The organism is Vibrio sp. S11_S32, assembly GCF_014694465.1.
GTDB classification, from domain to species: Bacteria; Pseudomonadota; Gammaproteobacteria; order Enterobacterales; family Vibrionaceae; genus Vibrio; species Vibrio algicola.
This window is the reverse complement of the sequence record NZ_JAAUWS010000006.1, coordinates 64288-87928: the sequence shown is the minus strand read 5'-3', so window position 1 is coordinate 87928 and position 23641 is coordinate 64288. Positions and strand designations below refer to the sequence as shown.

Annotated in this window: 19 protein-coding genes and 3 pseudogenes; 12 read left to right on the top strand and 10 right to left on the bottom strand. The window is 41.5% G+C overall.

Going from position 1 to position 23641, the window contains the following annotated elements; all coding sequences use genetic code 11:
- The first annotated feature begins 115 nt into the window (after nucleotides 1–115).
- The 5 genes and pseudogenes from yiaY to urtE all read left to right on the top strand — a co-directional run bounded on the left by yiaY (nucleotide 116) and on the right by urtE (nucleotide 3886).
- Entirely contained in the window at nucleotides 116–1264 is a 1149-nt protein-coding gene (gene yiaY, locus HC723_RS05560; RefSeq protein WP_190338480.1) for an L-threonine dehydrogenase, read from the top strand.
- 289 nt (nucleotides 1265–1553) lie between these two features.
- On the top strand, nucleotides 1554–1805 hold the full coding sequence (locus HC723_RS05555; protein WP_190338464.1) for a hypothetical protein: 252 nt from the start codon (nucleotides 1554–1556) through the stop codon (nucleotides 1803–1805).
- A pseudogene (locus HC723_RS05550) lies at nucleotides 1742–2323 on the top strand (ABC transporter permease subunit); the annotation flags it as partial. The gene HC723_RS05555 and the pseudogene HC723_RS05550, both read left to right, overlap by 64 nt.
- A pseudogene (gene urtD / locus HC723_RS05545) lies at nucleotides 2320–3191 on the top strand (urea ABC transporter ATP-binding protein UrtD). The pseudogenes HC723_RS05550 and urtD, both read left to right, overlap by 4 nt.
- Before the next feature lie 2 nt (nucleotides 3192–3193).
- Nucleotides 3194–3886 (top strand): urea ABC transporter ATP-binding subunit UrtE, encoded by a 693-nt coding sequence (urtE, locus tag HC723_RS05540; protein ID WP_190338463.1) that lies wholly within the window; start codon nucleotides 3194–3196, stop codon nucleotides 3884–3886.
- Between the two features lie 55 nt (nucleotides 3887–3941).
- Here the strand turns inward: urtE and HC723_RS05535 are convergent, their stop codons facing one another.
- Both HC723_RS05535 and hipB read right to left on the bottom strand, forming a co-directional pair.
- Nucleotides 3942–5261: a type II toxin-antitoxin system HipA family toxin gene (locus HC723_RS05535; RefSeq protein WP_190338462.1), complete on the bottom strand. Its 1320-nt coding sequence runs from the start codon at nucleotides 5259–5261 to the stop codon at nucleotides 3942–3944.
- Entirely contained in the window at nucleotides 5261–5503 is a 243-nt protein-coding gene (gene hipB / locus HC723_RS05530) for a type II toxin-antitoxin system antitoxin HipB (RefSeq protein WP_190338461.1), read from the bottom strand. Before hipB ends, HC723_RS05535 begins: the two co-directional genes overlap by 1 nt.
- Before the next feature lie 215 nt (nucleotides 5504–5718).
- Here hipB and HC723_RS05525 point away from each other — a divergent pair, with 215 nt between their 5' ends.
- Nucleotides 5719–6549, top strand: a complete 831-nt coding sequence (locus HC723_RS05525; RefSeq protein WP_190338460.1) for an SDR family oxidoreductase — start codon at nucleotides 5719–5721, stop codon at nucleotides 6547–6549.
- A 90-nt stretch (nucleotides 6550–6639) separates the two neighbouring features.
- Here the strand turns inward: HC723_RS05525 and HC723_RS05520 are convergent, their stop codons facing one another.
- Nucleotides 6640–7551: a LysR family transcriptional regulator gene (locus HC723_RS05520; RefSeq protein ID WP_190338459.1), complete on the bottom strand. Its 912-nt coding sequence runs from the start codon at nucleotides 7549–7551 to the stop codon at nucleotides 6640–6642.
- A gap of 130 nt (nucleotides 7552–7681) precedes the next feature.
- On the opposite strand from HC723_RS05520, the gene HC723_RS05515 reads away from it, so the two are divergent.
- Nucleotides 7682–8437: an SDR family NAD(P)-dependent oxidoreductase gene (locus tag HC723_RS05515; RefSeq protein ID WP_190338458.1), complete on the top strand. Its 756-nt coding sequence runs from the start codon at nucleotides 7682–7684 to the stop codon at nucleotides 8435–8437.
- Nucleotides 8438–8569: 132 nt separating this feature from the next.
- A protein-coding gene (locus HC723_RS05510; RefSeq protein ID WP_190338457.1) for an IS3 family transposase occupies nucleotides 8570–9747 on the top strand; the annotation gives its coding sequence in 2 pieces (ribosomal slippage) (nucleotides 8570–8828 and nucleotides 8828–9747; 1179 coding nt in all).
- A gap of 8 nt (nucleotides 9748–9755) precedes the next feature.
- Here the strand turns inward: HC723_RS05510 and HC723_RS05505 are convergent.
- Together HC723_RS05505 and HC723_RS05500 are read right to left on the bottom strand one after the other, a co-directional pair.
- A pseudogene (locus tag HC723_RS05505) lies at nucleotides 9756–10157 on the bottom strand (DEAD/DEAH box helicase); the annotation flags it as partial.
- Nucleotides 10151–10681 (bottom strand): hypothetical protein, encoded by a 531-nt coding sequence (locus HC723_RS05500; protein WP_190338456.1) that lies wholly within the window; start codon nucleotides 10679–10681, stop codon nucleotides 10151–10153. The pseudogene HC723_RS05505 and the gene HC723_RS05500, both read right to left, overlap by 7 nt.
- Before the next feature lie 103 nt (nucleotides 10682–10784).
- On the opposite strand from HC723_RS05500, the gene HC723_RS05495 reads away from it, so the two are divergent.
- The 4 genes from HC723_RS05495 (at nucleotide 10785) to hsdR (ending at nucleotide 16438) form a co-directional block, all read left to right on the top strand.
- Nucleotides 10785–11108 carry a helix-turn-helix domain-containing protein gene (locus HC723_RS05495; protein WP_190338455.1) on the top strand — a complete coding sequence of 108 codons (324 nt, stop codon included), beginning with the start codon at nucleotides 10785–10787 and terminating at the stop codon, nucleotides 11106–11108.
- Between the two features lie 88 nt (nucleotides 11109–11196).
- Nucleotides 11197–12681 carry a class I SAM-dependent DNA methyltransferase gene (locus HC723_RS05490; RefSeq protein WP_190338454.1) on the top strand — a complete coding sequence of 495 codons (1485 nt, stop codon included), beginning with the start codon at nucleotides 11197–11199 and terminating at the stop codon, nucleotides 12679–12681.
- Nucleotides 12681–13817: a restriction endonuclease subunit S gene (locus HC723_RS05485; RefSeq protein WP_190338453.1), complete on the top strand. Its 1137-nt coding sequence runs from the start codon at nucleotides 12681–12683 to the stop codon at nucleotides 13815–13817. Before HC723_RS05490 ends, HC723_RS05485 begins: the two co-directional genes overlap by 1 nt.
- A 29-nt stretch (nucleotides 13818–13846) precedes the next feature.
- On the top strand, nucleotides 13847–16438 hold the full coding sequence (hsdR, locus tag HC723_RS05480; RefSeq protein WP_190338452.1) for an EcoAI/FtnUII family type I restriction enzme subunit R: 2592 nt from the start codon (nucleotides 13847–13849) through the stop codon (nucleotides 16436–16438).
- Between the two features lie 155 nt (nucleotides 16439–16593).
- Here the strand turns inward: hsdR and bcp are convergent, their stop codons facing one another.
- From bcp to HC723_RS05455, 5 genes are all read right to left on the bottom strand, one after another.
- Nucleotides 16594–17058 (bottom strand): thioredoxin-dependent thiol peroxidase, encoded by a 465-nt coding sequence (gene bcp / locus HC723_RS05475; protein WP_190338451.1) that lies wholly within the window; start codon nucleotides 17056–17058, stop codon nucleotides 16594–16596.
- A 141-nt stretch (nucleotides 17059–17199) separates the two neighbouring features.
- Nucleotides 17200–17703, bottom strand: coding sequence for a bacterioferritin comigratory protein (locus tag HC723_RS05470; RefSeq protein WP_190338450.1), 504 nt, complete (start codon nucleotides 17701–17703; stop codon nucleotides 17200–17202).
- Entirely contained in the window at nucleotides 17703–19898 is a 2196-nt protein-coding gene (locus HC723_RS05465; protein WP_190338449.1) for a tyrosine-type recombinase/integrase, read from the bottom strand. The genes HC723_RS05470 and HC723_RS05465 overlap by 1 nt, the downstream gene beginning before the upstream one ends.
- A gap of 14 nt (nucleotides 19899–19912) precedes the next feature.
- Nucleotides 19913–22240 (bottom strand): hypothetical protein, encoded by a 2328-nt coding sequence (locus tag HC723_RS05460; protein ID WP_190338448.1) that lies wholly within the window; start codon nucleotides 22238–22240, stop codon nucleotides 19913–19915.
- Nucleotides 22240–23640 (bottom strand): tyrosine-type recombinase/integrase, encoded by a 1401-nt coding sequence (locus HC723_RS05455; protein WP_190338447.1) that lies wholly within the window; start codon nucleotides 23638–23640, stop codon nucleotides 22240–22242. Before HC723_RS05455 ends, HC723_RS05460 begins: the two co-directional genes overlap by 1 nt.
- Between the last annotated feature and the right edge of the window lies 1 nt (nucleotide 23641).

The following is a 23641-nucleotide window of genomic DNA, read 5'->3' as shown; positions in this document are numbered from 1 at the left end:
TTTAATCTCTCCGATTTGGGCGCATAGTGATCTTAACTTTTTAATACCCATTTTTTATAATCATTGACGTGACGTATAGGTACCAGAAGGTAACTCACTCACACATTGGGAGAAAATTATGAGCGCATTTTTTATTCCTGCAGTAAACCTTATGGGTGCAGATTGTATTGTTGAAGCCGCAGACGCAGTCGTGGGTTACGGTTTTAAAAAAGGATTGATCGTAACGGATAAAGTTCTCAACAAAATTGGTATGGTTGATCAAGTGGTTCAATTGCTTTCAGAACGCAATATTGAAACCGTTGTTTTCGATGGTACTCAACCAAACCCAACCATTAAAAACGTTGAAGCGGGCTTAGAACTGCTGCAAGCCAACCAATGTGACTTCGTTATTTCTCTTGGTGGTGGCTCGCCACATGATTGCGCTAAAGGTATTGCATTAGTGGCAACCAATGGCGGAAAAATTGCTGATTATGAAGGTTTGGATGTATCTAAAAAGCCACAACTACCGATCATTGCAATTAATACCACTGCGGGTACGGCCTCTGAAATGACGCGTTTTTGTATCATTACGGATGAAGAAACCCATATCAAAATGGCGATCGTGGATAAAAATACCACTCCAATTATGTCGGTTAACGATCCTAAATTGATGCTTGCTATGCCTGCATCTTTAACTGCGGCAACCGGTATGGATGCATTAACTCACGCGGTTGAAGCTTATGTTTCTATTGCAGCAACACCGGTTACTGATGCGGTAGCGATTAAAGCGATGGAGCTTATCCAAGCGAACTTACGCGAAGTGGTTGCCAACGGTGAAAACCTAGAAGCACGTGAGCAAATGGCGTATGCACAATTTATGGCGGGTATGGCGTTTAATAATGCGTCACTTGGTTATGTTCATGCTATGGCGCACCAGTTAGGTGGTTTCTACGACCTACCACACGGCGTGTGTAATGCGGTTTTATTACCTCATGTACAACGTTATAATGCTCAAGTATGCCCAGAGCGTCTACGTGATGTAGCAAAAGCACTTGGCGCCGATGTAGAGCAATTAACACCAGAGCAAGGCGCAGAAAAAGCCATTGAGTTGATCATGCAATTATCTCAAGATGTAAATATCCCAGCAGGTTTAGAGCAATTAGGCGCAAAAGAGCAAGATCTACCAACACTTGCCACCAATGCGCTAAAAGATGCCTGTGGTTTTACTAACCCAAAACAAGGTTCTCATGCCGACATCGTAGAGATCTTTACTCAAGCGATGTAATAATGTGATCGATTGATCGTTTAAATTGAAACCGCCGCAAGTGCAAGCTTGCGGCGGTTTTTTTGTCTTCGTATTTTCTACCCCGCACTCAAACAGTGCGCCGATAGTACCGATTACATCCATCCCGTAATATTTTCGAGTGATATCACTATTTTGGTGATTTAAATGAAATTTATGCACTATTAATGAGCAAATATTAATTACTTTATTTACTGTTTAATGCACAAAACCGTTCTATATATACCCGTCGCACTAGAATCAGCCGCTTTGTTGACTACGTGCACTTTTATTGTTCACCTTTGCTCAGGGTGTGTTCGCCACTGCCTCTATTGCTAATGACAGCAAGATTGATAGTCAAAATATTCAATCTTTAGAACAAATAAACACGGCTTTGCTGTCTAAAAAAAGCAGCATTAGAAAAGATGCAATTGAATGGTTAGCGCAATCAAATGATCCAGAGCAAGCAAAATCGATCCTACGCCCATTAAAGATGTTGTTGGTTTTAGCTTGCAACAAGATGGTACAAAAGTCGGTTTACTAGTGGTGACGATTGGCGCGTTGATCATCGGTTATATGATTTGTCGTTTAGTCATTTCAAGCCGCTTAGGTCGAGTCTCTATGGCGATCCGAGATGCTGAATTACGTACACGTTTTACCGGTTACGATGTTGACAGCATTAAATTGTGGATATTCGTGCTATCGGCGGTGCTTGCTGGCATTGCAGGGGCGTTGTATGTCACCCAAGCCGGCAGTACTAGCGCCGCGCAATTTGCTCCGATTAACTCAATCGAGATCGTGGTGTGGGTAGCGTTAGGCGGTCGAGCAACCTTATTTGGTGCTATCGTCGGTGCATTGTTGATCAACTACGCTAAGAGTTGGTTCACAGTGGAATTTCCCGAAATATGGTTATTCGCATTAGGCGGCATTTTCGTGCTTTCTACTATGTATCTACCTAAAGGGGTAATGGGCGCATTGTCGGAACGTTGGGCCAGTAAATCGACATCCAATTCAGAACCAAAACAACAAGCTAAAACAGAGAATAGCGAGGTGGCATCATGAGCGCATTAGGATCGGTATCTAGCCCGTTAAAGCGTGTTGGTGAAGGGTTTGGTAATTTTACTCGTCGAGATCAAGTGTTTGATTTTTTAAAACCCGTTGAACACCCAATGATCGACACTCGTCATAATATCATGCTGTATATGGAAGGCGTGTCGGTGTCTTTTGATGGATTTAAAGCGATTAATGATTTGAATATGTACATCAAAGAAGGCGAACTGCGTTGTATCATCGGCCCAAATGGCGCAGGGAAAACCACTATGATGGACATCATCACAGGTAAAACTCGCCCCGATCAAGGCCAGGTATGGTTAGGTTCGAAAACCAATTTACTGACCATGAATGAAGCGCAAATTGCCAACGCGGGTATTGGACGAAAATTCCAAAAGCCCACTGTTTTTGAAAGCCTGACCGTATGGAATAATTTGGAACTTGCAATGACAGGTGCGCGCACAGCGTGGTCGACTTTTCGCGCTAAATTAAATGGTGAGCAAAGTGATGAAATTGATGGCGTGTTATCGCTTATTGGTTTAGAAAACTGCCGAAACTTATTAGCGGGTGCCTTATCTCATGGTCAAAAGCAATGGTTAGAAATTGGCATGTTATTAATGCAAAAACCTAAGCTATTGCTGGTGGATGAGCCGGTTGCTGGTATGACTCACCAAGAAATGGATCGTACTGCTGAACTGCTGAACTGCTTAAATCGCTATCGGGGAAACATTCGGTGGTGGTGGTGGAGCATGATATGGAGTTTGTACGTTCTATTGCCGACCAAGTTACGGTACTGCACCAAGGGCATGTATTAGCGGAAGGGAATATGGATCAGATCCAAGCGCATCCGGAAGTGAAAAAAGTCTACTTAGGAGAATAGGAATGTTGCAAGTACAAGGCGTAAACCAATTTTACGGCGAAAGCCACATCCTCTGGGATCTCGATGTAGACATCGAAAAAGGAAAATGCACCGTATTAATGGGGCGTAATGGGGTCGGGAAAACCACCTTACTGCAATGCATTATGGGGTTAAACCCAATTAAGAGTGGTGACATCATTTTTAATGGCAACAGCATAGTGAAGCAATCGACCGAGAAACGTCCACACATCGGCATTGGTTATGTTCCACAAGGTCGTCAAATTTTCCCGATGCTCACTGTACAAGAAAATCTCGAAATTGGTTTGCCTATCCGTAAGCGTGGTGATCGTAAAATCCCTGAATTTATCTTCGAGATCTTCCCTGTGTTAAAAGAGATGCTCCATCGTCGAGGCGGAGATTTATCTGGTGGTCAACAACAACTCGCCATCGGCAGAGCTTTGGTTGTCGAACCCGATCTATTGATCTTAGATGAACCAACCGAAGGGATTCAGCCTAATATAGTTCAAGAAATTGGCGACATTATTCGTATGCTCAATGACAAACATGGCTTAACGGTATTGCTAGTGGAACAAAAGCTCCCATTCGCCCGTCGAGTTGGTCATAACTTTTGTCTACTCGACCGAGTAAAAGCCGTCGCCAAGGGAGAAATGGGCGATTTAAATGAACAACTGATAAAAGAGCATTTGACGGTTTAAGCAGGCCAACTAGCTTCAATTTGGGAGGGCTGTTGCTTTATTCTTGCATTTAGTTTTATTTAATATTTCTTAAATTGAGCTTTTCGAGCATTTTTAAAGAATTTACAACGATTGCATCGGTAATATGTGTTGGAAATCCTTGCGGTAATGCTTGTACGACATGCTCTATGGCTTTTGGGTATGCTGTCATCATTTCATCTAAAATAGCCTGCATGCGGTGTGGATCAAAGCCAACCTCTTTTGCGGTATCTAAAAAATGACGAGGGTAAATTTTATTTAATGGATATTTTTTACCTTTGGTCGCTTTAAGTCCCATCGCCAATTTTAATGCGCGAATGTTTAGCCCTGCTCCATTAAGTACTGGGTAGGCCGATAATATGTCGTAAAATGGAGTTAAGTGATAAGTCCCTTTGGTGTTGATGAAGATTGAGAAATTTTTCGCATGGCCATCGGTTGCTCCTATGATCCATTGGAAAACTTGGAAGCGCATAAAGGTGTCGCGATCTTGTAGAGAGTGGCTAGAGCCCATTAATAATTGCATGATGGCTGTGATCCCAGGACCACCATCCGATTCATACTTTATGGCTGAAGGTAGGCCGAATGCTTGACACATATCTTCTTGAGGAAGTCTTAATAACCATGTTTTATCTTTAGACCAACGACGATCAAATCGTTCTACTGCAAGGGCTTTTATATCCTCAACTTGAAGGATTTCAACTGTGGGTACTTGGAACCCGAGAGCTTGAGCCAGTTGTATGCACAGATATTCATTTTCCACGCTATCTGTCATATCAAGTACCGCATTGGGTTGCTGTATTTTTCCAATCGGTAATTTAATGATATGTGTGGTGGGTGTCGCCGCTTTAGGGATGCACCATTGGTCGTTTATTTTTAACAGTGCCGTTTTTTCTTGTGCACCTGCCACTGAAATTCGAAAATCCGCTTGATCTTCTAACATACCTAGTGGGATGTTGGATTGATAGGCGCTTAATACTTGCTTTAATCTTGTTTGGCTGAGTACTTCATAATTGAGTTGTTTGGTGTGCGGTGTTTCATTATTGGTTAATAAGGATATTGCACCAACACTGTCTTTGCCGACTTCTTTTAATAGATCAAAGGTTTGTAATGACTTTGCTTGGTAGCGAGCGACAATTCGAGCGCGGATCTCTGGTAAATCCGGCAACAAATTATCAAAGAAATTGATCACGCAGTCGGTAGTTATTTTGGGGTATTGCAGTGGAAGAGATAAGGATAATGGCCGGCCTAATGAACTCTCAATCCAAGTTTTATCATATTGAAATTGATGAGCACCATTAGTGAGTTTAATCAATTCACCAACCCGTTCTCCATTCATATAAGCGATTAAGGATGCCATTACCATTCCTCATCGGTAACTGCTACTGTAGATAGCTGTTTCTTATGAAGTTCAAAGTCGACTTCTAACGCTTGAATGATCTTAAATACTGTTTGGAGTTGGGTAGTTTCAGGGTGAGTTTCAAAACTCGATAGCGTTGATTGCTTGATACCTACTTTTTTAGCCAGGTCATTCTGAGTAAGATCTCGTTGGGTTCTGATCAGTTTCAACTGGTTGGCTAATTGTTTTGGATTATAGATCATGACGTCACCCTATGATGTGAGAAACAAAAATTTTGACGATGAGTTTTTACGAGAAACTTTAAGTATATTAATTCAGTCTATATCCCCTAGGTGGGATAATCAAGGCTTTATCCCCTATCGCGATATTGGCGTCTTTATCCTCAATAGGGGATATGGTTTCGACGCAATCAAGCTTAGGGGCTGTTGAGTCTATTTGATAAAAGGAACCTAAATCCGTGACAACAACGTCCATTCTTATTACAGGTTGCAGCACCGGTATTGGCCGCTATTGCGCCGAGCAACTGCACCAAGCGGGTTATTTGGTGATCGCGAGCTGTCGCAAACAACAAGATGTTAACGAACTTAAAGCGTTAGGGCTCGAGTGTGTGCAGCTAGATGTGACCGATGCAGACTCGGTGCAGGCGGGATTAGCGCAAACATTGCAGCTCACCGGTGGCAGGCTCGATGTGTTGTTTAATAATGCCGGTTACGGACAAGGCGGGGCGGTAGAAGACTTAGCAACCGATGCCTTGCGGGCGCAATTTGAAACCAACTTATTCGGCTTGCATGAACTGACGCGGGCGGTGATCCCAGTCATGTTAAAGCAGGGGCATGGCAAAATTGTACAAAACAGCTCGGTATTGGGATTGGTAGCCATGAAATATCGCGGCGCTTATGTTGCCAGTAAATTTGCTTTGGAAGGTTACAGTGATGCACTTCGCTTAGAGTTAATGGATACCAATATTGCAGTAAGTTTAATTGAACCCGGCCCGATAGTGAGCAAATTTAGGGCGAACTCGTTACAAGCGGTGCAAGCCAATATTGATATTGAAGGGTCACGTCATCATCAAGGTTATCAAAAAACGGTGGCTCGTTTAGCCAGCGCGGAGGCTCCGACGGGCTTTACCTTAGGGCCAGAAGCGGTATTAAAGCCATTGCAGAAAATTTTAGCGAGTGAGCGTCCTAAAGCGAGATATTATGTTACCAAGCCGAGCTATATCTTCCGTTATTTGCGTCGTATTTTATCCGCTAAAATGTTGGATAAAATTGTCGCAAGAGGGAATTAACTTACGATAAATGATACTAATAATAATGCTTGCTTAATGACGAGTTTGGACCATGTGAGCGGATAATTTCAGATTTAAGTGGTCTCTAAATTAAATCACATTATCAATCTGAAGTTTGTCTAATAACGCTTGTAGCCATTGAGTAAACACTTGCAAACGTTTCGATTTTTGTTTGCGTGATAAATACACTAAAGATACGGGCATGGGAGCAGCCTCATGCTCAGGGAGAATTCGAATTAGCTTTCCTTGCTCAATATAAGATTGAATACCCAAAGCGGGAATTTGAGCGATCCCTAAACCAGATAAACAGGCGCTTAGGTAAGCTTCGGTGCCGTTAACCGCAATATTGCTGTTCATGGGTTTTTGTCTTATCTGACCTTTTTCACAATATTCAAATTCAGCTTGGCTATCGCCTAATAGATGAGAATATTCAATGATTTTATGCTGTGATAGCGCCTCTAATGACTGAGGAATACCATATTGCTGGGCATAGTCTTGGCTGATGCAATTCCAACTGTGAAATTGCAGTAATGGTTTGGCAATCAGTCCACTTTCTTCAAGCTCGCCCACTCTTATCACGCAATCAATACTTTCTTTAATTAAATCGACTCTTTGATCGGAACTACTGACTTTAATGATTAAATTAGGGTATTGAGATAAGAGAGAATCAAGATGCGGCAGCACCACACTGGACGCAAACCGACTCGGCATATCGATCCTCAATACGCCATTGACTTCAGTGGGAGAACGTTGAAATTGAGAAACCAAACTGTCCATATCATCGAGTAGCGACTGGCACTGAGGCAAAAAACGCGCACCATCTTGAGTTAAAGTCACTCGGCGGGTACTGCGGTGAAATAAGCGGGTGCCAAGTTCGGCTTCTAATGTTTGGATTGCGTTAGAAATACTTGATTTTGGTAAGTCTCGAAGTTCCGCCGCTTTGGTAAAGCTTCCGGTTTGCGCGACCAAAAGAAAGCGTTGCATCGCTTCAAATTTATCCATTGTCGTTTGCTCATATTCTTATTGTTCATTTATTTAGAACGATGTTATCACTATTGGTGTGTTTATTCATCGCAATAAAATGCTTATTCTCTATCTCGTTAACCCAATCCAAATTCAATAGGAAGCCCAAATGAATAAGATCGCAATCGTAACCGGTGGAAGTCGTGGCCTAGGTCAAAGTGGTGTATTCGCGTTGGCGGAAAAAGGCGTCGATATTATCTTTACTTATCACTCGAATAAACAAGCAGCCGAGCAAGTGGTTGAGCAACTTCAGCTGATGGGACGTAAAGCCTACGCATTGCAATTAGATACTCGTGATCTTGATGCTTTTCCTGCTTTTGTGAATGAGGTAACGATGTTGTTGAATAACGAGTTCAAGCGTAATGACTTTGATTATCTTGTGAATAATGCAGGTGTTGGCTTGAGTCAATCGGTGTTAGAAACCACGGCTAGCGATCTGCAAGATATGTTCTCTATCCATGTGATGGGGCCATTTATGTTGACCCAGTCTTTGTTTCCGTTCATTAAAGAGCAAGGGCATATTTTGAATATCTCATCCGGTTTAGCGCGTTTTACGCTGCCCGGTCATGCCGCTTATGCGATGGCGAAAGGAGCCGTAGAGGTCATGACTCGTTACATGGCGAAAGAATTTGCTGCGAAACAGGTTCGGGTTAACACTTTAGCTCCAGGAGCGATCGCAACGGATTTTGGCGGCGGCGCAGTGCGAGATAACCAAGACATTAACAGCGGTATAGCATCGGTTACCGCATTAGGTCGAGTTGGCGAGGCGCAAGATATTGGTCAAGCGGTTCGATTATTATTAAGTGAGGATGCAGGTTGGATCACAGGACAACGTATTGAAGCCTCAGGTGGCATGTTTTTATAGCTCTTTAAATAGTAGCCATCTAAATTATAGCCAAAAGCCTTAATGAGTTTGGCTATAACTGTAGTGGTACGGTGAATTTGGCCACCTAATTAGAGGTGATATCATCACCTCATATATCAATAGGTGCCAATTATGACAAAACGAACAAGACCAACATTTAGCCCTGAATTTCGACTTGAATCTGCATTGTTAGTAACCGAACAAGGTTACACCGTTCAAGAAGCCGCTAGCGCCATGGGCGTTGGCAAATCGACAATGGATAAATGGGTACGCCAATTACGTCAAGAGCACAATGGGATAAAGCCTAAAGCAACGCCAATAACACCTGAGCAACTTAAAATTCGCGAATTAGAGAAAAAAGTTGCTCGTCTGGAAGAACATAATGAAATTTTAAAAAAGGCTACAGCTCTGGTGATGTCCGACTCACTGAACAATTTTCGATAATCGAAAAACTCAAGCAGAGCTATAGCGTTACTACATTATGCAAAGTGTTCAGTGTAAATCGAAGCAGTTATAAGTACTGGAAAGCACGCTCAAAAATGCCGAATGTTGAATTGATTAAGCTTAAAAGCTTAATCAAAGAAGTTCATATTGCGAGTAATGGTTCAGCAGGAGCGAGAAGCATAGCGGATATGCTAATAGCTAAAAATGTACCTATGAGTCGTTATCGTGCTTCTAAGTTAATGAAATCACTTGGCTTAGTTAGTTGCCAAATGTCCAAGCATAAATACAAACGAGCGCCACAAGAGCATATTGAAATACCTAATCATCTTGATCGACAATTTGCAGTAACTGAACCAAATCGAGTTTGGGTAGGAGATGTGACTTACATTTGGGCTGGAAATCGTTGGATGTATTTAGCTGTTGTCATTGATTTATTCGCACGTAAACCAATTGGCTGGGCAATGTCGTTATCACCAGATAGCAAATTAACAGGAAAAGCACTAACAATGGCTTTTGAGTCTCGTGGGAAACCGAAAGGCGTTATGTTCCACAGCGATCAAGGAAGCCATTATACGAGTCGCTATTATCGTCAATTACTATGGCGTTACCAACTAAAACAAAGTTTGTCACGTCGTGGTAATTGCTGGGATAACGCTCCGATGGAGCGTTTCTTTCGAAGCTTTAAAACAGAATGGATGCCCATTACGGGCTATCGTAGCTTTTCGGAAGCTAGGTTAGACATCATTAAATATATAACAGGTTATTACAGCCGACTCAGACCGCATCAATATAATGGAGGGTTAACACCTAATAGATCGGAACAATTATATTGGGAAAACTCTAAAACTGTGGCCAATTTTCATTGACCACTACACTGACCCCATACATTGGCATTCTCAATATCAGAACCGGAGCAATGGTGAATTTCGTCAAAAACAACAAATACACGGTAGTGACTTAATGTTTTCCAGAAGTCATCGTTAAGAAACTGGATAGATTGATAAGTTAATGACTGCCCAATAGCCCCTAATCCACCATTGAATGCACAGCTCAGAGCAAGTGAAAAAGTTTTTTTAATTCCATTCGAAACCGTTAATGACGGCGAAAAGCACAATACCAGATCGACCATATCACTTTGTAGTAACCTTGATGCGACTTCAGCCGCAAGCACTGTTTTACCTGCTCCCGGAGTGGCTTGGCAAAAGAAATGGTTGTGATTATCATTATATTTTTCGAGGGCTTTTTGGGAACATTTTGTTTGCCATACCCTTAACATGACGTTTCTCCCTCAGAAAGTACGTTGAGTACATGGGTAAAAGCATTCACCTTTCCTAGCAGCGATACCGAACGCTCTTTTGACTCTTGTAGAAATGGCATCACTCTTTTTTCTAAATCAGGAAAACGAGAAATAAGGGAGCGGTACGCATTAATTTCATTCAGTGTGATTTCTAGCTCAGCCGAATGTTCATTACGCTCACTTACTAATATCGAATAATCTGAAATATTTGATCGTTGTTCAGTGTCGAGTTTTTTGGGACTAACTTGAAGAGGGTACTGCTGTTTAAATACTTCACTTCGAAAATATTTTTTATTTCGGCCCGCCCCCTCACTAAAAAGCAATCCATTCTTCTCGAACCGTAGGATCAAGCGATAGACTTGTTTCCGCGCTTCGATAAGATCGTTGCTTGTTTCTTCAAGCTCAACAAAGGCATTCCGAGCCTCTGTGATCGAAAATCCATCCATCTCATTTTCAATCAATAACTTGCGTACCAACTCGCCGACTTTTATAGTTTTTTTCATTTGTTCACACATACCCACCAAATACTAAGAATTGCTTAGTATACAGAAATGATCAAAACTAAGAAAATCTTAGTTAACCTTGGCTCAGAGATATGAATTATAAGTGGCGTTCAATAATCCAATTCCAGTGCGACTTAAAGAAGCACGCAAAAAAGCGAATCTCTCCCAAAAAGCGTTGGGGGTTCATATAGGCATGGATGAAAGTTCAGCAAGCCCTAGAATGAATCAATATGAGAAAGGCAAGCATACTCCAGACATTCAAACCCTGAAGTTGCTTGCAGATGAACTAGGCGTACCTTTAAGCTACTTTTTTTGTGAGGATGAAAGTGCAGCCAAATTAGCCTGCCTTACTGCCGAAATGAGTATAGAAGAAAGAGAAGCTCTGATTTGCTCGCTAGAAGCTAAAAAATCCAATCAGAAAATTTAATGGGTGGTACGCTGTACTTAATGCCTTAGAAAATAAATCTCACTGAAAAGCATCATCAAATAAGAGCGAATGCTCACTAGGAAAAATAATGTTTGAACAAGTATTCAAAAACATCGACGATATCTTCCATAAAGACGCAGGATGCTCTTCCGAGCTAGATTACACCGAACAATCATCGTGGATGTTATTTTTAAAGTACCTTGATGATTTAGAGTTTACCAAGTTACAAGAAGCCGAAATGATGATGGAAACTTATGAATACATCATCGACGAGCCTTACCGATGGAGTGCATGGGCAGCGCCAAAAGATGCCGATGGTAAGTTTGACCACAACAACGCCTTAACGGGTGACGATTTAATGAACTTTGTTGACGGTCAATTATTCCCGTACCTAAAAGGCTTTAAACAACGAGCCGACAACGCCAATACCATTGAATACAAAATTGGTGAGATTTTTAGCGAAATAAAAAACAAAATTCAAAGCGGTTACTCATTGCGTGATGCCCTAGAAAAAGTAGACCAACTACGTTTTCGCTCGCAAGATGAAAAGCACGAACTTAGCCATTTATACGAAGCTAAAATTAAAAACATGGGTAATGCGGGTCGTAACGGTGGCGAATACTATACGCCTCGCCCATTGATCCGCGCGATGATTGACGTAATACAGCCCAAAATTGGCGAAACTATATATGATGGAGCCGCGGGATCTGCTGGCTTTTTATGTGAAGCCTTTGATTACCTTCGCCAAGGTGGTCGCGAGAAAGTAAAACTAAGTACGACTGATTTAGCAACCCTACAAAACGATACCTTTTACGCCAAAGAGAAAAAGTCTCTCGCTTACGTTATCGCCATCATGAACATGATTCTGCACGGCATTGAAGCGCCTAACGTATTACACACCAATACCTTAAGTGAAAACCTGCAAGACATTCAGCCAAGTAACCAACACAGCATCATACTGGCAAACCCACCCTTTGGCGGCAAAGAGCGTAAAGAAGTACAAGAAAACTTTCCCATTCAAACCGGTGAAACCGCCTTCTTGTTTTTACAGCACTTTATTAAAATGCTTAAACCCGGTGGTAGAGCCGCTGTGGTTATTAAAAACACCTTTTTAAGTAACACCGACAACGCCGCCATCAAACTGCGTAAAGAACTACTCGAAAACTGTAATTTACATACCGTGCTTGATTGCCCCGGCGGAACATTTTTAGGCGCTGGAGTTAAAACCGTGGTGTTGTTCTTCACCAAAGGAGAACCAACACTTAATACATGGTTTTACGAGCTGAACGTTGGCAGAAACATGGGTAAAACCAACCCATTAAACGACAAAGATTTAGCCGAGTTTGTTACTCTGCAAAAAACGGCCATGAGTGACTTAAAGGCAGGTGAAACCGATAAATCATGGTCTTTAGCCATTAGCGATATTGACCAAACGACATATGACTTATCGGTTAAAAACCCTAACGTTGAAGAAGCAGCGCCACTGCGTGAGCCTAAAGTGATTATTGATGACATTATTGCATTAGATAAAGAATCAGAGGCAATTTTAGCTAAGATTCAGGAGTTGTTGTAATGACTCAAAAAGTTAAGTTAAGTGATTTATTTAAAATAGGTTCAAGTAAGAGAGTTCTAAAGGCACAGTGGCAAACATCAGGCGTTCCTTTTTACCGTGGCCGTGAAATAACAAAGCTGTCGCAAAATGGCTATGTAGATAATGATCTTTTTATTACAGAAGAACTTTATGCAGAATATTCTGAAAAGTATGGAGTCCCAAGTGCAGGAGATATAGTAATAACTGCTATTGGTACTATTGGTAATTCTTATATTGTTCGAGATGAAGATCGCTTCTATTTTAAAGATGCAAGTGTCCTTTGGTTAAAGAGAACTTCAGATGTTGAAAGCAGATATATCAATTTGTGGCTTAAATCTTCATTGATGAAAGAACAATTAGATGAAGGAAATGGTGCAACTGTTGATACTTTGACTATTAAAAAGCTTCAAGGATTAACTGTCGATTTACCCTCAACCTCAGAACAAAAACGCATTGTGGCATTGCTCGACACCGTGTTTGCCGACTTAGAACAAACCCGCGCTAAAACCGAACAAAACCTAAAAAATGCCCGCGAGTTATTTGACAGCTACCTGCAACAAGTCTTTAGCCAAAAAGGTGAAGGTTGGGTTGAGAAAAAACTGATTGAAGTATGTGTTTTGCAAAGGGGATTTGACCTTCCTAAGCGACTTCGTTCTAAAGGAAAATATCCTTTAGTCAGCTCTAGCGGCATCACTGATACTCATGTTGAAGCTAAAGTAACTGGTCCGGGAGTTGTGACTGGTCGCTCTGGAAGCATAGGTAATGTCTATTATATAAAAGAAGATTTTTGGCCGCTTAATACAGCCTTGTACATCAAAGAATTTCATGGAAATAATGAAAAATTCATTTCATGGTTACTTAGGTACTTTGATTTATCTAGATTCACAAGTGGCGCTGGTGTTCCAACACTAAATAGAAATTTTGTTCATAATGAATTAGTTAATATCCCTGTTAGTGTCGATGAGCAATTTCGTTTAGTTGCAGAGATAGAGAATCTTCAATATGAGGTTGATAAAGTAATAGCTATTTATAAGAAAAAGTTAGTAGCGATAGATGAACTTAAAAAATCCATCTTACAAAAAGCCTTTAGTGGTGAATTAACCGCAACGACCGACTAATAACAAAAGCAATAACACAGGTAAGTGTCATGAATAGGAATGAATCTGAAACACGCGCAGAACTAATCTCGCCTAAGCTGACACAAGATGGCTGGGGTAAGGCTGACCACAGCTTTATTCGCCGTGAGGTGGGCATTACGGATGGGCGTATTTTAGGTGGCGGTAAACGTGGCTCAAAACTCAGTGCAGATTATGTTTTAGAGTTTCAAGGTCGTAAACTTGCCGCTGTTGAAGCCAAACGTGAAAGCCTAAGTTATACCGAAGGTGTGCGCCAAGCGAAAGACTACGCTCAACGTTTACAATGTCGTTTTGCTTATGCCACTAACGGTCATGACATTTACCAAATTGATATGCTCACGGGTGATGAGCAGTTAGTTAACCGTTATTTAAACCCCGAAGAAATGTGGGCGATTGCCTTTAATGGCGATGATGGTAAAGCTGAACCAGAGTTCACAAGCACTTGGCGTGAAAACTTCGCCAAAATCCCCTTTGAATGCAAAGGCGACTGGCAGCCTCGTTATTATCAAGAAAATGCCATTAACCAAGCGTTAGAGGCAATAGCAAAAGGCAAAGACCGTATTCTACTTACGCTTGCTACAGGTACGGGTAAAACCTGTATTGCCTTTCAATTATCATGGAAGTTGTTCAACAGTCGTTGGAGTTTACAAGCAGCCAAGAACCCAAGTAACGCTAAAAAACGTCCTCGTATTCTATTCTTAGCTGACCGTAATGTATTAACTAAACAAGCCTTTAACGACTTTGGCGCATTTGGTGATGATGCGGTAGTGCGTATTACCCCAAGCGAAATTAAAAAAGCCAAAGGTGTGCCTAAAAACGCCAGTATCTTTATGGCCATTTTCCAAACGTTAATGACTGACTCTGCGCAGAACGCTGCTAAGCTAAATAGCGCAGACATGGAAGAGGCTGAAGACGAAGACTTTGAACAAGCGGTTATCGGCGATACGAGTGATTGTAATTTCAGACAATACCCAGAAGACTTCTTTGATTTTATCATTATTGATGAATGTCACCGTGGTGGTGCGAATGATGAAAGCTCGTGGCGTGAGATTCTTAATTACTTTTCTCCTGCAGTTCAATTAGGCTTAACCGCTACGCCAAAACGCACTGACAATGCCGACAGTTATAAATATTTTGGCGACCCTGTTTACAGCTACACCTTAAAACAAGGCATTAGCGATGGTTTCTTGACGCCATTTAAGGTGTATCCCATTGTCGGTACGATGGATGAGTACGTGTATACCCCGGGCGATGCCGTCACCTTTAAAGGCGAACCTGAAGCAGGTAAGGTTTATAAAGAAAGCGACTTTAATCGCATTATCACCATGCCTCAGCGTGAGCAAAAACGCGTGCAATACTGGATGGATCATATCAACCCATCTGAGAAAACCATTGTGTTTTGTGCTACTCAAGAGCACGCAGGCATGGTGCGCGATTTTATTAATCAATACGCCGTAAAGCAAGGCTGGACAACCAACCCCAGCTATTGTGTGCGTATTACCGCCAACGATGGTGCAGCAGGTGAAAATGACCTGCGCACATTCTGTGATAATGAAAAAACCATTCCAACCATATTAACGACCTCACGTAAGTTATCGACAGGCGTAGATGCCCGTAACGTGCGAAACATTGTGCTCATGCGTGAATGTAAAAACATGATTGAGTTTAAGCAGATCATTGGCCGTGGCACACGCATGTTTGATGGTAAATCATTTTTCACTGTGTATGACTTTGTAAAAGCGCATTATAACTTTGCCGATCCTGAATGGGATGGTGAGCCACTACCGCCCAAAGAAACACCAGTCGAAGATCCTTGTGATGTTTGTAATGAAGTACCGTGTACTTGCATATGTGAGACTTGTGGGTTTAATCCGTGTAACTGCGAAGATGGGCCATCAAACGAGCCTTGTGATGAATGCAATCAAAATCCCTGCCAATGTGGCGACATAGGCATAGATCCTTGCGACAACTGCGGAAATGCGCCTTGTAGCTGTGATATTGATGATATTCCACCGGAACAACGACCTGAAAAAATATTTATCACGCTCAATGATGGCAAAGTTCGTCAAATACAGCACATGAAAAGCGTCCTGTTTATGGGAGCTGATGGAGATATGCTTACAGCAAAACAATTTGTTGAGCAGCTATTCGGTGATTTGCCTCGGTTCTTTGGAAACGAAGATGAACTACGTGAGGTATGGAGTAACCCAAGTACCCGTGAAAAATTACTAACTGATCTACACGAAGCGGGTTACGACGATGAAAAGCTCGATAGCATGAAAGAGATCATCGATGCTAAAGATAGCGATGTGTATGACTTATTATCTTATGTTGCCTATGCAAGAGAAACGCATACAAGAACAGAGCGAGTCGCGACGGCTAAACCGGGTATCAGTAGTGAGTTTTCTTATAAGCAAATTGAGTTTATTGAATTCATCTTGGATAAATACATCGAAGATGGTGAACAAGAGTTATCACCAAGGAAAATGCGCAGTTTGGTGGAGCTAAAATACAATACCATTAACGATGCAGCAGCTGAATTTGGGTCGCCTTTGGCAATACGAGATACCTTTATCGGGTTTCAGCGGTACTTGTATGAGTAAGTTGGCTGAGGGAGATGGCTCCCCACTTAGTAATAACCAAGTGGGGCTTTGATGAGTATGACTTAATCGTCTCGTGTTGATGTCCACTATCGGCTTTACGTGAGTCAGAAACTCTTATATACCCAATTATGGTCTACCTCCACTACAGTTCGAGATCATTTGTTATTTAGGAAGTCTAAAACAACCTCATGGTGGTTTTTGGTTTTGAACTTATTAAATACGTGTTCAACATTACCTTCTTCATCAATAAGAAAGCTTGTACGAACAACCCCCATATTTTCTCGACCCATGAATTTTTTGAGTTGCCAGACAAGGTACTTTTCGCAGACAGCATGATCTTCATCAGCTAGTAACGTGAAGTTAAGTTCTTTTTTATTGATGAAGTTTGTCAGTTTTGTCGGTGTATCAGGACTCACACCGAGAATAGTAACATTTAATTTATCTAGCTCTTCTTTTGAATCTCGAAGTCCCTCAGCTTGAGTTGTACAACCGGGGGTGCTCGCACGAGGATAAAAGTACAGCAGCACTTTTTTCCCTTTAAAACCAGAAAGCGTCACGAGGTTGCTGTCTTGATCTAAGAGCGTGAAATCTGGTGCGATTTGTCCAACTTCAATTGTCATGTATATTTCCTTAAATGTTGTTGTAATTGTCCTGTCTAGTGCATCAATCCATCGCTAAACTATACAATGATGGAGTAGCTCAATTATTCTGTCTAGTGATCACACTAAACAGGACGATATTTTTAGTTGTAGTGATAAACGCTACTTTAGTTTTCTAAATTGGGGTGTAATAACATTGTCTGGACGAGACGAGACGATTTTATCCATAGCTTTTTCTCGTTGACTTTCATGCAACATATCCATTAGTTCTTGAACTATCTTTACATGAGTGGCTGCTTGGTTAGCTAACGCATCCTTATGACATTGTGCTTCGTCGTAATACTCTTTTTTCTTCTTATTCGCTTGCGCTCTTTCACCTTTGAGTGCCTTTATTTCTTTTTGAAGCACAGCAATAGGGGAGTTAGTAGTCTCATCTTGAGCAACTTGGACCTCTAATGACTTATTTTTTATCATCAGAACAACGTCATCGTGCCTTCTGAGTGCGCCAGTTGAGAGGCCCGCTTCTTTTTCAACATTGCTATTGTTGATTTTGAGCTTACCCTTTCGTGCTTTGTTACGCAGCTCTTTCGATGTCATCTTCGCTGCATCACCATCTAATAATCTTTCCAATGCTTTGATTAGCTTGTTTTTGGTTACCTGTGACATTATGAAACCACTCCGTAAGGGATCAGTAAATTCTTAATTTCATCAGGAAAAACGACAGGCTCATAGTCGATACCTAAATCATCCATAATACGCTCAGCAGCTTGAACTTTAATATAAGATTCAGAGGCGGTTTGAGGAGTGAGTTCGTTATTTTCAATATCATAAAGCATGTGAATTTCGGCTTCTTTACGCTTTGATTCAGCAAATACGGCATCTACGATGTAATCATTCTTGCAGTCTACACACTCCATTAGGTTAACGAGCGTTCTTAAACCGCAGGTAGTAGAAGTACAATATACCCCCGGTGCAACAGCATGAATGTGGCGATTTTGAGTTCGAATTTGCTTTTTCCAATAATTAAGAGAAAGCATGTCATTATCCACCTTGTCTCTGAATAAGTTACGGTTAGTTTTGGTCATGCTTTTAGCAAACTCTTTACCTTTACCGCCTGCAACTCTTTCTTTGTTTGCCAATTTCTCATATATGCTTAAGTAGACATGGGCTTTTTGGTCGATTCGTTCTTCATCAATTTCATTCGCTAGTGTCTTTTTCTTTTGTCTGATTTTTTGAAATTTACTGGCATTTTTAGCGTAGTGTCGCGTCATTGCCATAGACACATGACTAAATTGCTGTTTGAGTTGCGGGAAGTTACAAAGCTCGTAACCAATTAAGTAGTAAGCAAAAGAGCGGCGAAGTTGGTGTGGCGTAAACTCGTAATTCCTACCCAATTCAAACGATAAATTGGGGTCAGATACTTTTAGGTCAATTAGGTCTTCATTGGTTAGCGTAAGCTCTTCACTCATTGCATGTTTAAACCAAGCTTGAGAGTGCTTTCCTATTGCTGCTTTGCCTACTTCACTAAAATCCTCTTTTATTTTATGGAAGAAGGATTGTGAGCTAGGGTGCCTTTTTCTAAGTGGTGTGTGCAGCGCTTGAAGAACTTCATAAGCTTTCATACCAATCTCGGTGGTAACAAACTCATCTTGTATTGATTGAGAGCCTTTGGTGGTTTTTGATAAGTCGGCATGGATAACATATATATTCTGGCGTTCGATTATTTCTTCGGTACAGCCCTGAGCGGTGTTCAGGTTATACATTTCATCGCCTCTCATCCCTGTTCGAGCCATTAATCCCCATAAGCAACCACCGTTAAGTGTCTTAAAAAGCGCAAGAGCCCCTCTTATGTTGGTGATTGTCCATCGCCCAATCGTTAGCTCTCGTTCGGTGTGGAAGTTATCAATGTATTTGTTCTTTATCTCTGGTTTATGGTGGTGAAGAAGCGTCAATATTTCATCTTCATTTGGAGAATGCAGGGCGGTGAAGGCTTGTTGAAAAGCAATGGTGCGCTTCTTATTTTCTTTACCTGTCTTACCTAAATACCAGTTGATACTGCCGTTTTTTCTTCTAGTGTCACCACTGACCAGATACTTAGCATAACCTACATAGGCTTTGTTAGAGTAGGTGGTAATATAATCTGCTAGTTGCCCTAGTTCATTACGAAGAGCGTAAGCTTTATTAATCACATCTTCCGACTTTTGAAGCCCCATATAGTAGAGCCTTTGTGGAACGACGGTATATTGTTTAGCCTCTTTAAGCGTTAAACCAAAATCTGAGGCGTTAAGTTTTTTATTTAGGTTAACCTTAAATGGCAAGCCTTTGGCCTCTAGATAAAGGCGGTTTAACCCGTTGTAAGTTGACTGTCTTTCAAAATCGATATCGGTAAAGCCTGTTAGCGACCAAGTTTCGAGTCGGTCAAAGTTCAGCGCAGACAGCGTGTTAAGTCCCTCATTTAAGAGTGGGTTGATGACTTTTTTTAGATTTTTTAGCGTGTCATAAAGACTACCAAAGGAATGGTCATGAGGCGAAAACCACATCATTTTAAGAAGGAGAGCTTTAAGCTCATTTTTTAGATTGCGCTCAATTACTCTACCATCGTTCGTAAAGTTTAGTGCTTGGTTGTTCTTTGTTTGCGGGTCAATATAAGGCTGTAGGTTTCTCCAAGCCTCATCATCGCCAATTTTACCTAGCGATTCACCTGTTACTGTAAAGCCTATCTCAAGGGCTTCGAGTTCATCCCAATCGCCGCGCTCAATCGCTGGCTTTAATACATCTATTAAGTAATTGGCATGAACGCCAACGTTTTGTTGCGCTTTAATAAGCTTGTTTTGGTGCTCTAGGTCAAAGGGTTTTATCATGTGAGCTCCCGTAACTATAGGGATAGAATCGCATGGTCGATGGACACTCGTGGGTGACGACCTTGGGTATTAAATTTGCTCATAGCTTCATCGAATACATCGTCACTTGTCCCATCTAGCGTAAACTCAAACTGCTCGATTTTTTCTAGGGCCTCTCCTTTCGAATCGGGGAACATATCAAGCCCCTCCTTTAAAACATCGATGTATGAAATAAGCTTATAAATAGCGTCAACCTCATCTACCGCTTTGGCAGATTGGCACTTGTGACACATATCAAACTCGGCACAAGGCAAGTCTACGCCTAGCGCATAGTTCGTTTCACGTTGTGTATTCTTATCATCGATAATGACTTGCTTACCACTGCAGGCGATTCCATTGGGGTTAGTTTTACGCTTTTTCTCACCTTCCTCGCATGTCAGCATAGGAATACCACGTCTTTTAGCCACAGCGTCTTTTGCTTGCTCTAAGTTATTGTCAAAGAGATTTTCGATGACCTCTATACCCTGAGAGAGAATGACTTTATTGAGGGGTGGAAGCCCGTTGATGTAACTTCTCTCTATTGTTTCTTGCTTGTTTTGCAGCAAGCTTTGAACGGTTTGAATTCCTCCTTCGGCATAAGCTTGGTTGCTGTTCATTTCTCGCCAGCGGCTTGATTGAAGGGATAAATAGTAATGGTTGGTTTCAGCAGACCACCTGCTTATTAGGTTTGATGAAATAGGGCTGATGCCTTCCCAATCTGAAGGAATATTTTGGGAAGTTTTTGCTAAAAGCAGCCGTTCGTATTTCTTAGGCTGTTTGTCTGCTTTTTCTGTCGCACATCGCTCAATCGCTTTAATTAGCGCTAAATCAGAAGCAGGGACTTTGAAGCATTCATGTTCGCCATTTCTATAGTAAAAAGAAACGGTAACGTTGCCATCACTATCTTTTTCTGAGTAGGTGAGTGGAAGTAAAATTCCTTTGAGCGGTAAGTCTGTGTAACAAGATAAAATGCAGTAGGCACTGTTGCTCGCCCCGGCTACTGCATTACTTTTGCTAGATGCCTGCACTTCCTTATGAACTACATTGCGACCTAAGTGATTCACGATCTTCTTTAATGTGATGCACTGTTGGTTTCGATAGGCGTAAAACAACGCTTTAAACCAAGGTAGGCTATCAGCCCTATATGGAGATAGCAGGTGTAGTTGGTTAACGAGCCTTTTATTTATCTCTGCCAAATTAAAGGTATGATTCACATCAGCGTGATTATTGAGGGTGAATATTAACTCTGAGCCATCTTCACTATTGCTATATAGCTTGGATAGTCGTTCGAGTAATCGAATAAACTTCACACCATCACGCTTATCAACGTCAAATTGCTCACCTACCAACAGAGCATCGACTTCACTGTTGGCGCGAGGTTTATAGCTTGAGACTTTGACTACTTGCAGGCTCTTATCTCGCTCTTCTGTATGAACGTGAATTGGGTGGGCAATGTTTCGAATGTTGCTGTCGTTCAGTGATGTGAAAAAGCACATTAAATGATAAGCAGCGCCCATCATAAGGTTAAAGGCAGAGCCAGTATTAACTGTGGTACCACTTTTGCTTCGATTTCCCCGTCGAGATTCCAACGATGTCGGGATGTGAACTGTTTCTTCATGCAAACCAAGTCTAATGATAAGAGGCAGTGTTTCTGGTAAAGGGGTATAGCTTTCTTTAGCTGCAATGAGCTGTGGCGCTAGAGTGAAAAATAATGTCTCTAATCGTGTAACCAGAAGCTTTTCTTCTTCATCTGAGTACCTCTTAAACGGCGTTTTTTCTCCAGTAAACCTTCGGTGGTTTCTCGCCCAACCGGAAATAGGCAAGCCGCACCATTCAAGGGCAGTACGAAGATATGAAAGTATTGCTGAAGCGGAAGATTCTTTAATCCCTAACTCATCACCGTGATTGTATTCCCATAGGCGTTTTGAAGGGGTAAGCATCTTGATACGATGCCTTAACTCGCCATCGTTGCCAGCAAGCTTCAAATAGCCGTTTTCGGTGAATGGGTTAACATTTATTGCATCACAAAAAGCAAGGTAAGCGTGTAAGTTATTGTAGTTTTCTGTGACGGTACGTGCTGAATTACCATTGCTGACATATTGATTAGCTTTTTTGCAAAAAGACCTGATAAATACGGCTCGACTGTTTATCTTTTCGTTTTCTTTGCTCCCCCCTAAATGCAATAGGTGAGAAACATCGAACTGCTTTACTTGAGTCGAATTCGTATCTTTATAAGGGATCGTCAAATTCAAAGGAGTGACATTTTGATTATTGCGCACATGATTAATGGCCTCGGACTGTTTTGCGATTTTACTTTTCGCCATTACGACCAACCTCCGTTTATTTTACGGTTTTTGGCCTTAGCCATGTTGATTTGGTCGTCCAGTTTATTCATGTACTTAATGTACTTTTCAGTGGTTGATGTGCTAGCGTGCCCCATTAATTGAGCCAATTCATCCATAAGGTAGTCATAGTCTACATCACGCTCTTTTGACTCTCTCCAAAGCCAATGAGTGGCAAAGGTAGAACGTAAATCATGAATACGGTAATACCAAGAAGAGTCCACTTCGCGAATCTGCTTTCTAAGGTTTGAAAAGTGCGTTTCTAATGTATTGGCTGAGTAAGGCACGCCTTTGTTTGAGAGGAACAGGTACTTAACGTTATCTATTTCGCTGCCTGCCTGAACAAGTTCATTGCGCTTACTTAGGTTTTTAAGTTGAGTGTGACTTTCTTTGTGTACCTCCAACTCGCCATACAGCTCGATGGGGATTGCAACGGTACGCTCCTTGCTGCCTTTAGTGTGAGTAATTTTGACAGGTACAGTTTCTAAATCACTGTAGTCAGCGTTTCCGATATCGTGAGCGGGGAAGTGAATGGCTTCATCTATTCTAAGTCCAGCTTCTACACATAGCTGAAATATGAGTTTTGTCGTCTTTGGGAGTGACGTTATATGCTCATTAAATAAAGCTTTGTGCTCGGGGTGCATGGGCTTGAGTTTTTTATGGGCAGGTGTGTTTTCTTTTTTAGGAAACATCTTCATGATATTGGAGGTTTCATAAGTACGTTCAGAGCCTGATTTTGTGTGAGCCAACATATCGTGTTGGTTTAACTCATGATGCACAGCTCCAGTTGTGTAGTGGGTAACAACATTCCGATCGTTATTTTTGATGTAGCCGTATTTTTGCATCCATTTATAGAATCCAATCACGGCACTCATATAACTTCTAGCGGTAGATAAACTAAAAGCTTCATTGCCATTAGCTCCTTCAATATTATTGCAGTTCGCAAGTAGAAACTCAGCAAATCGCCAAGGTGCCCCTTCTTCTTCGTACTTCGATAGGCTTTTATACGTTAGGTAATCACATGGTATTTCATGACCATCATCAAATTGAGGGTAGTGAGTCGAATCCAAATAACGAGTGAAAGCCAGCAAACCTTTTGCTATTGAACCAGTGTCTTTTACCGCTGCTTCACCACGCAATTTAGATACTAGGTAAAGAGACTGCGGATAAACCACTCTACCGTCAGGGGCAACGATGATATCGGTTTTCTTTATGCGTGATTCTAGATTGGAAGGAGAGAGGTCGGGAGAGTATGTCACTTCCCCTGATTCAGTATCGGTATTTGTAGAGAATTTCAGTTTTGCTAATGTATCGACTTCGACAGAAAGAAGTCGGTAGTCATCATAAACATCAGAACATTTTTCTTTGTACGTTTCTATCACA

Excerpts from the sequence above, each read along its gene's own strand:
- HC723_RS05485 (WP_190338453.1), top strand. The coding sequence starts at position 12,681 with ATGACTCAAAAAGTTAAGTTAAGTGATTTATTTAAAATAGGTTCAAGT.
- HC723_RS05465 (WP_190338449.1), bottom strand. The coding sequence starts at position 19,898 with ATGATAAAACCCTTTGACCTAGAGCACCAAAACAAGCTTATTAAAGCG.
- HC723_RS05460 (WP_190338448.1), bottom strand. The coding sequence starts at position 22,240 with ATGGCGAAAAGTAAAATCGCAAAACAGTCCGAGGCCATTAATCATGTG.
- HC723_RS05535 (WP_190338462.1), bottom strand. The coding sequence starts at position 5,261 with ATGGCATCCTTAATCGCTTATATGAATGGAGAACGGGTTGGTGAATTG.
- HC723_RS05520 (WP_190338459.1), bottom strand. The coding sequence starts at position 7,551 with ATGGATAAATTTGAAGCGATGCAACGCTTTCTTTTGGTCGCGCAAACC.
- HC723_RS05470 (WP_190338450.1), bottom strand. The coding sequence starts at position 17,703 with ATGTCACAGGTAACCAAAAACAAGCTAATCAAAGCATTGGAAAGATTA.
- hipB (WP_190338461.1), bottom strand. The coding sequence starts at position 5,503 with ATGATCTATAATCCAAAACAATTAGCCAACCAGTTGAAACTGATCAGA.
- HC723_RS05515 (WP_190338458.1), top strand. The coding sequence starts at position 7,682 with ATGAATAAGATCGCAATCGTAACCGGTGGAAGTCGTGGCCTAGGTCAA.
- HC723_RS05490 (WP_190338454.1), top strand. The coding sequence starts at position 11,197 with ATGTTTGAACAAGTATTCAAAAACATCGACGATATCTTCCATAAAGAC.
- hsdR (WP_190338452.1), top strand. The coding sequence starts at position 13,847 with ATGAATAGGAATGAATCTGAAACACGCGCAGAACTAATCTCGCCTAAG.
- urtE (WP_190338463.1), top strand. The coding sequence starts at position 3,194 with ATGTTGCAAGTACAAGGCGTAAACCAATTTTACGGCGAAAGCCACATC.
- HC723_RS05500 (WP_190338456.1), bottom strand. The coding sequence starts at position 10,681 with ATGAAAAAAACTATAAAAGTCGGCGAGTTGGTACGCAAGTTATTGATT.
- bcp (WP_190338451.1), bottom strand. The coding sequence starts at position 17,058 with ATGACAATTGAAGTTGGACAAATCGCACCAGATTTCACGCTCTTAGAT.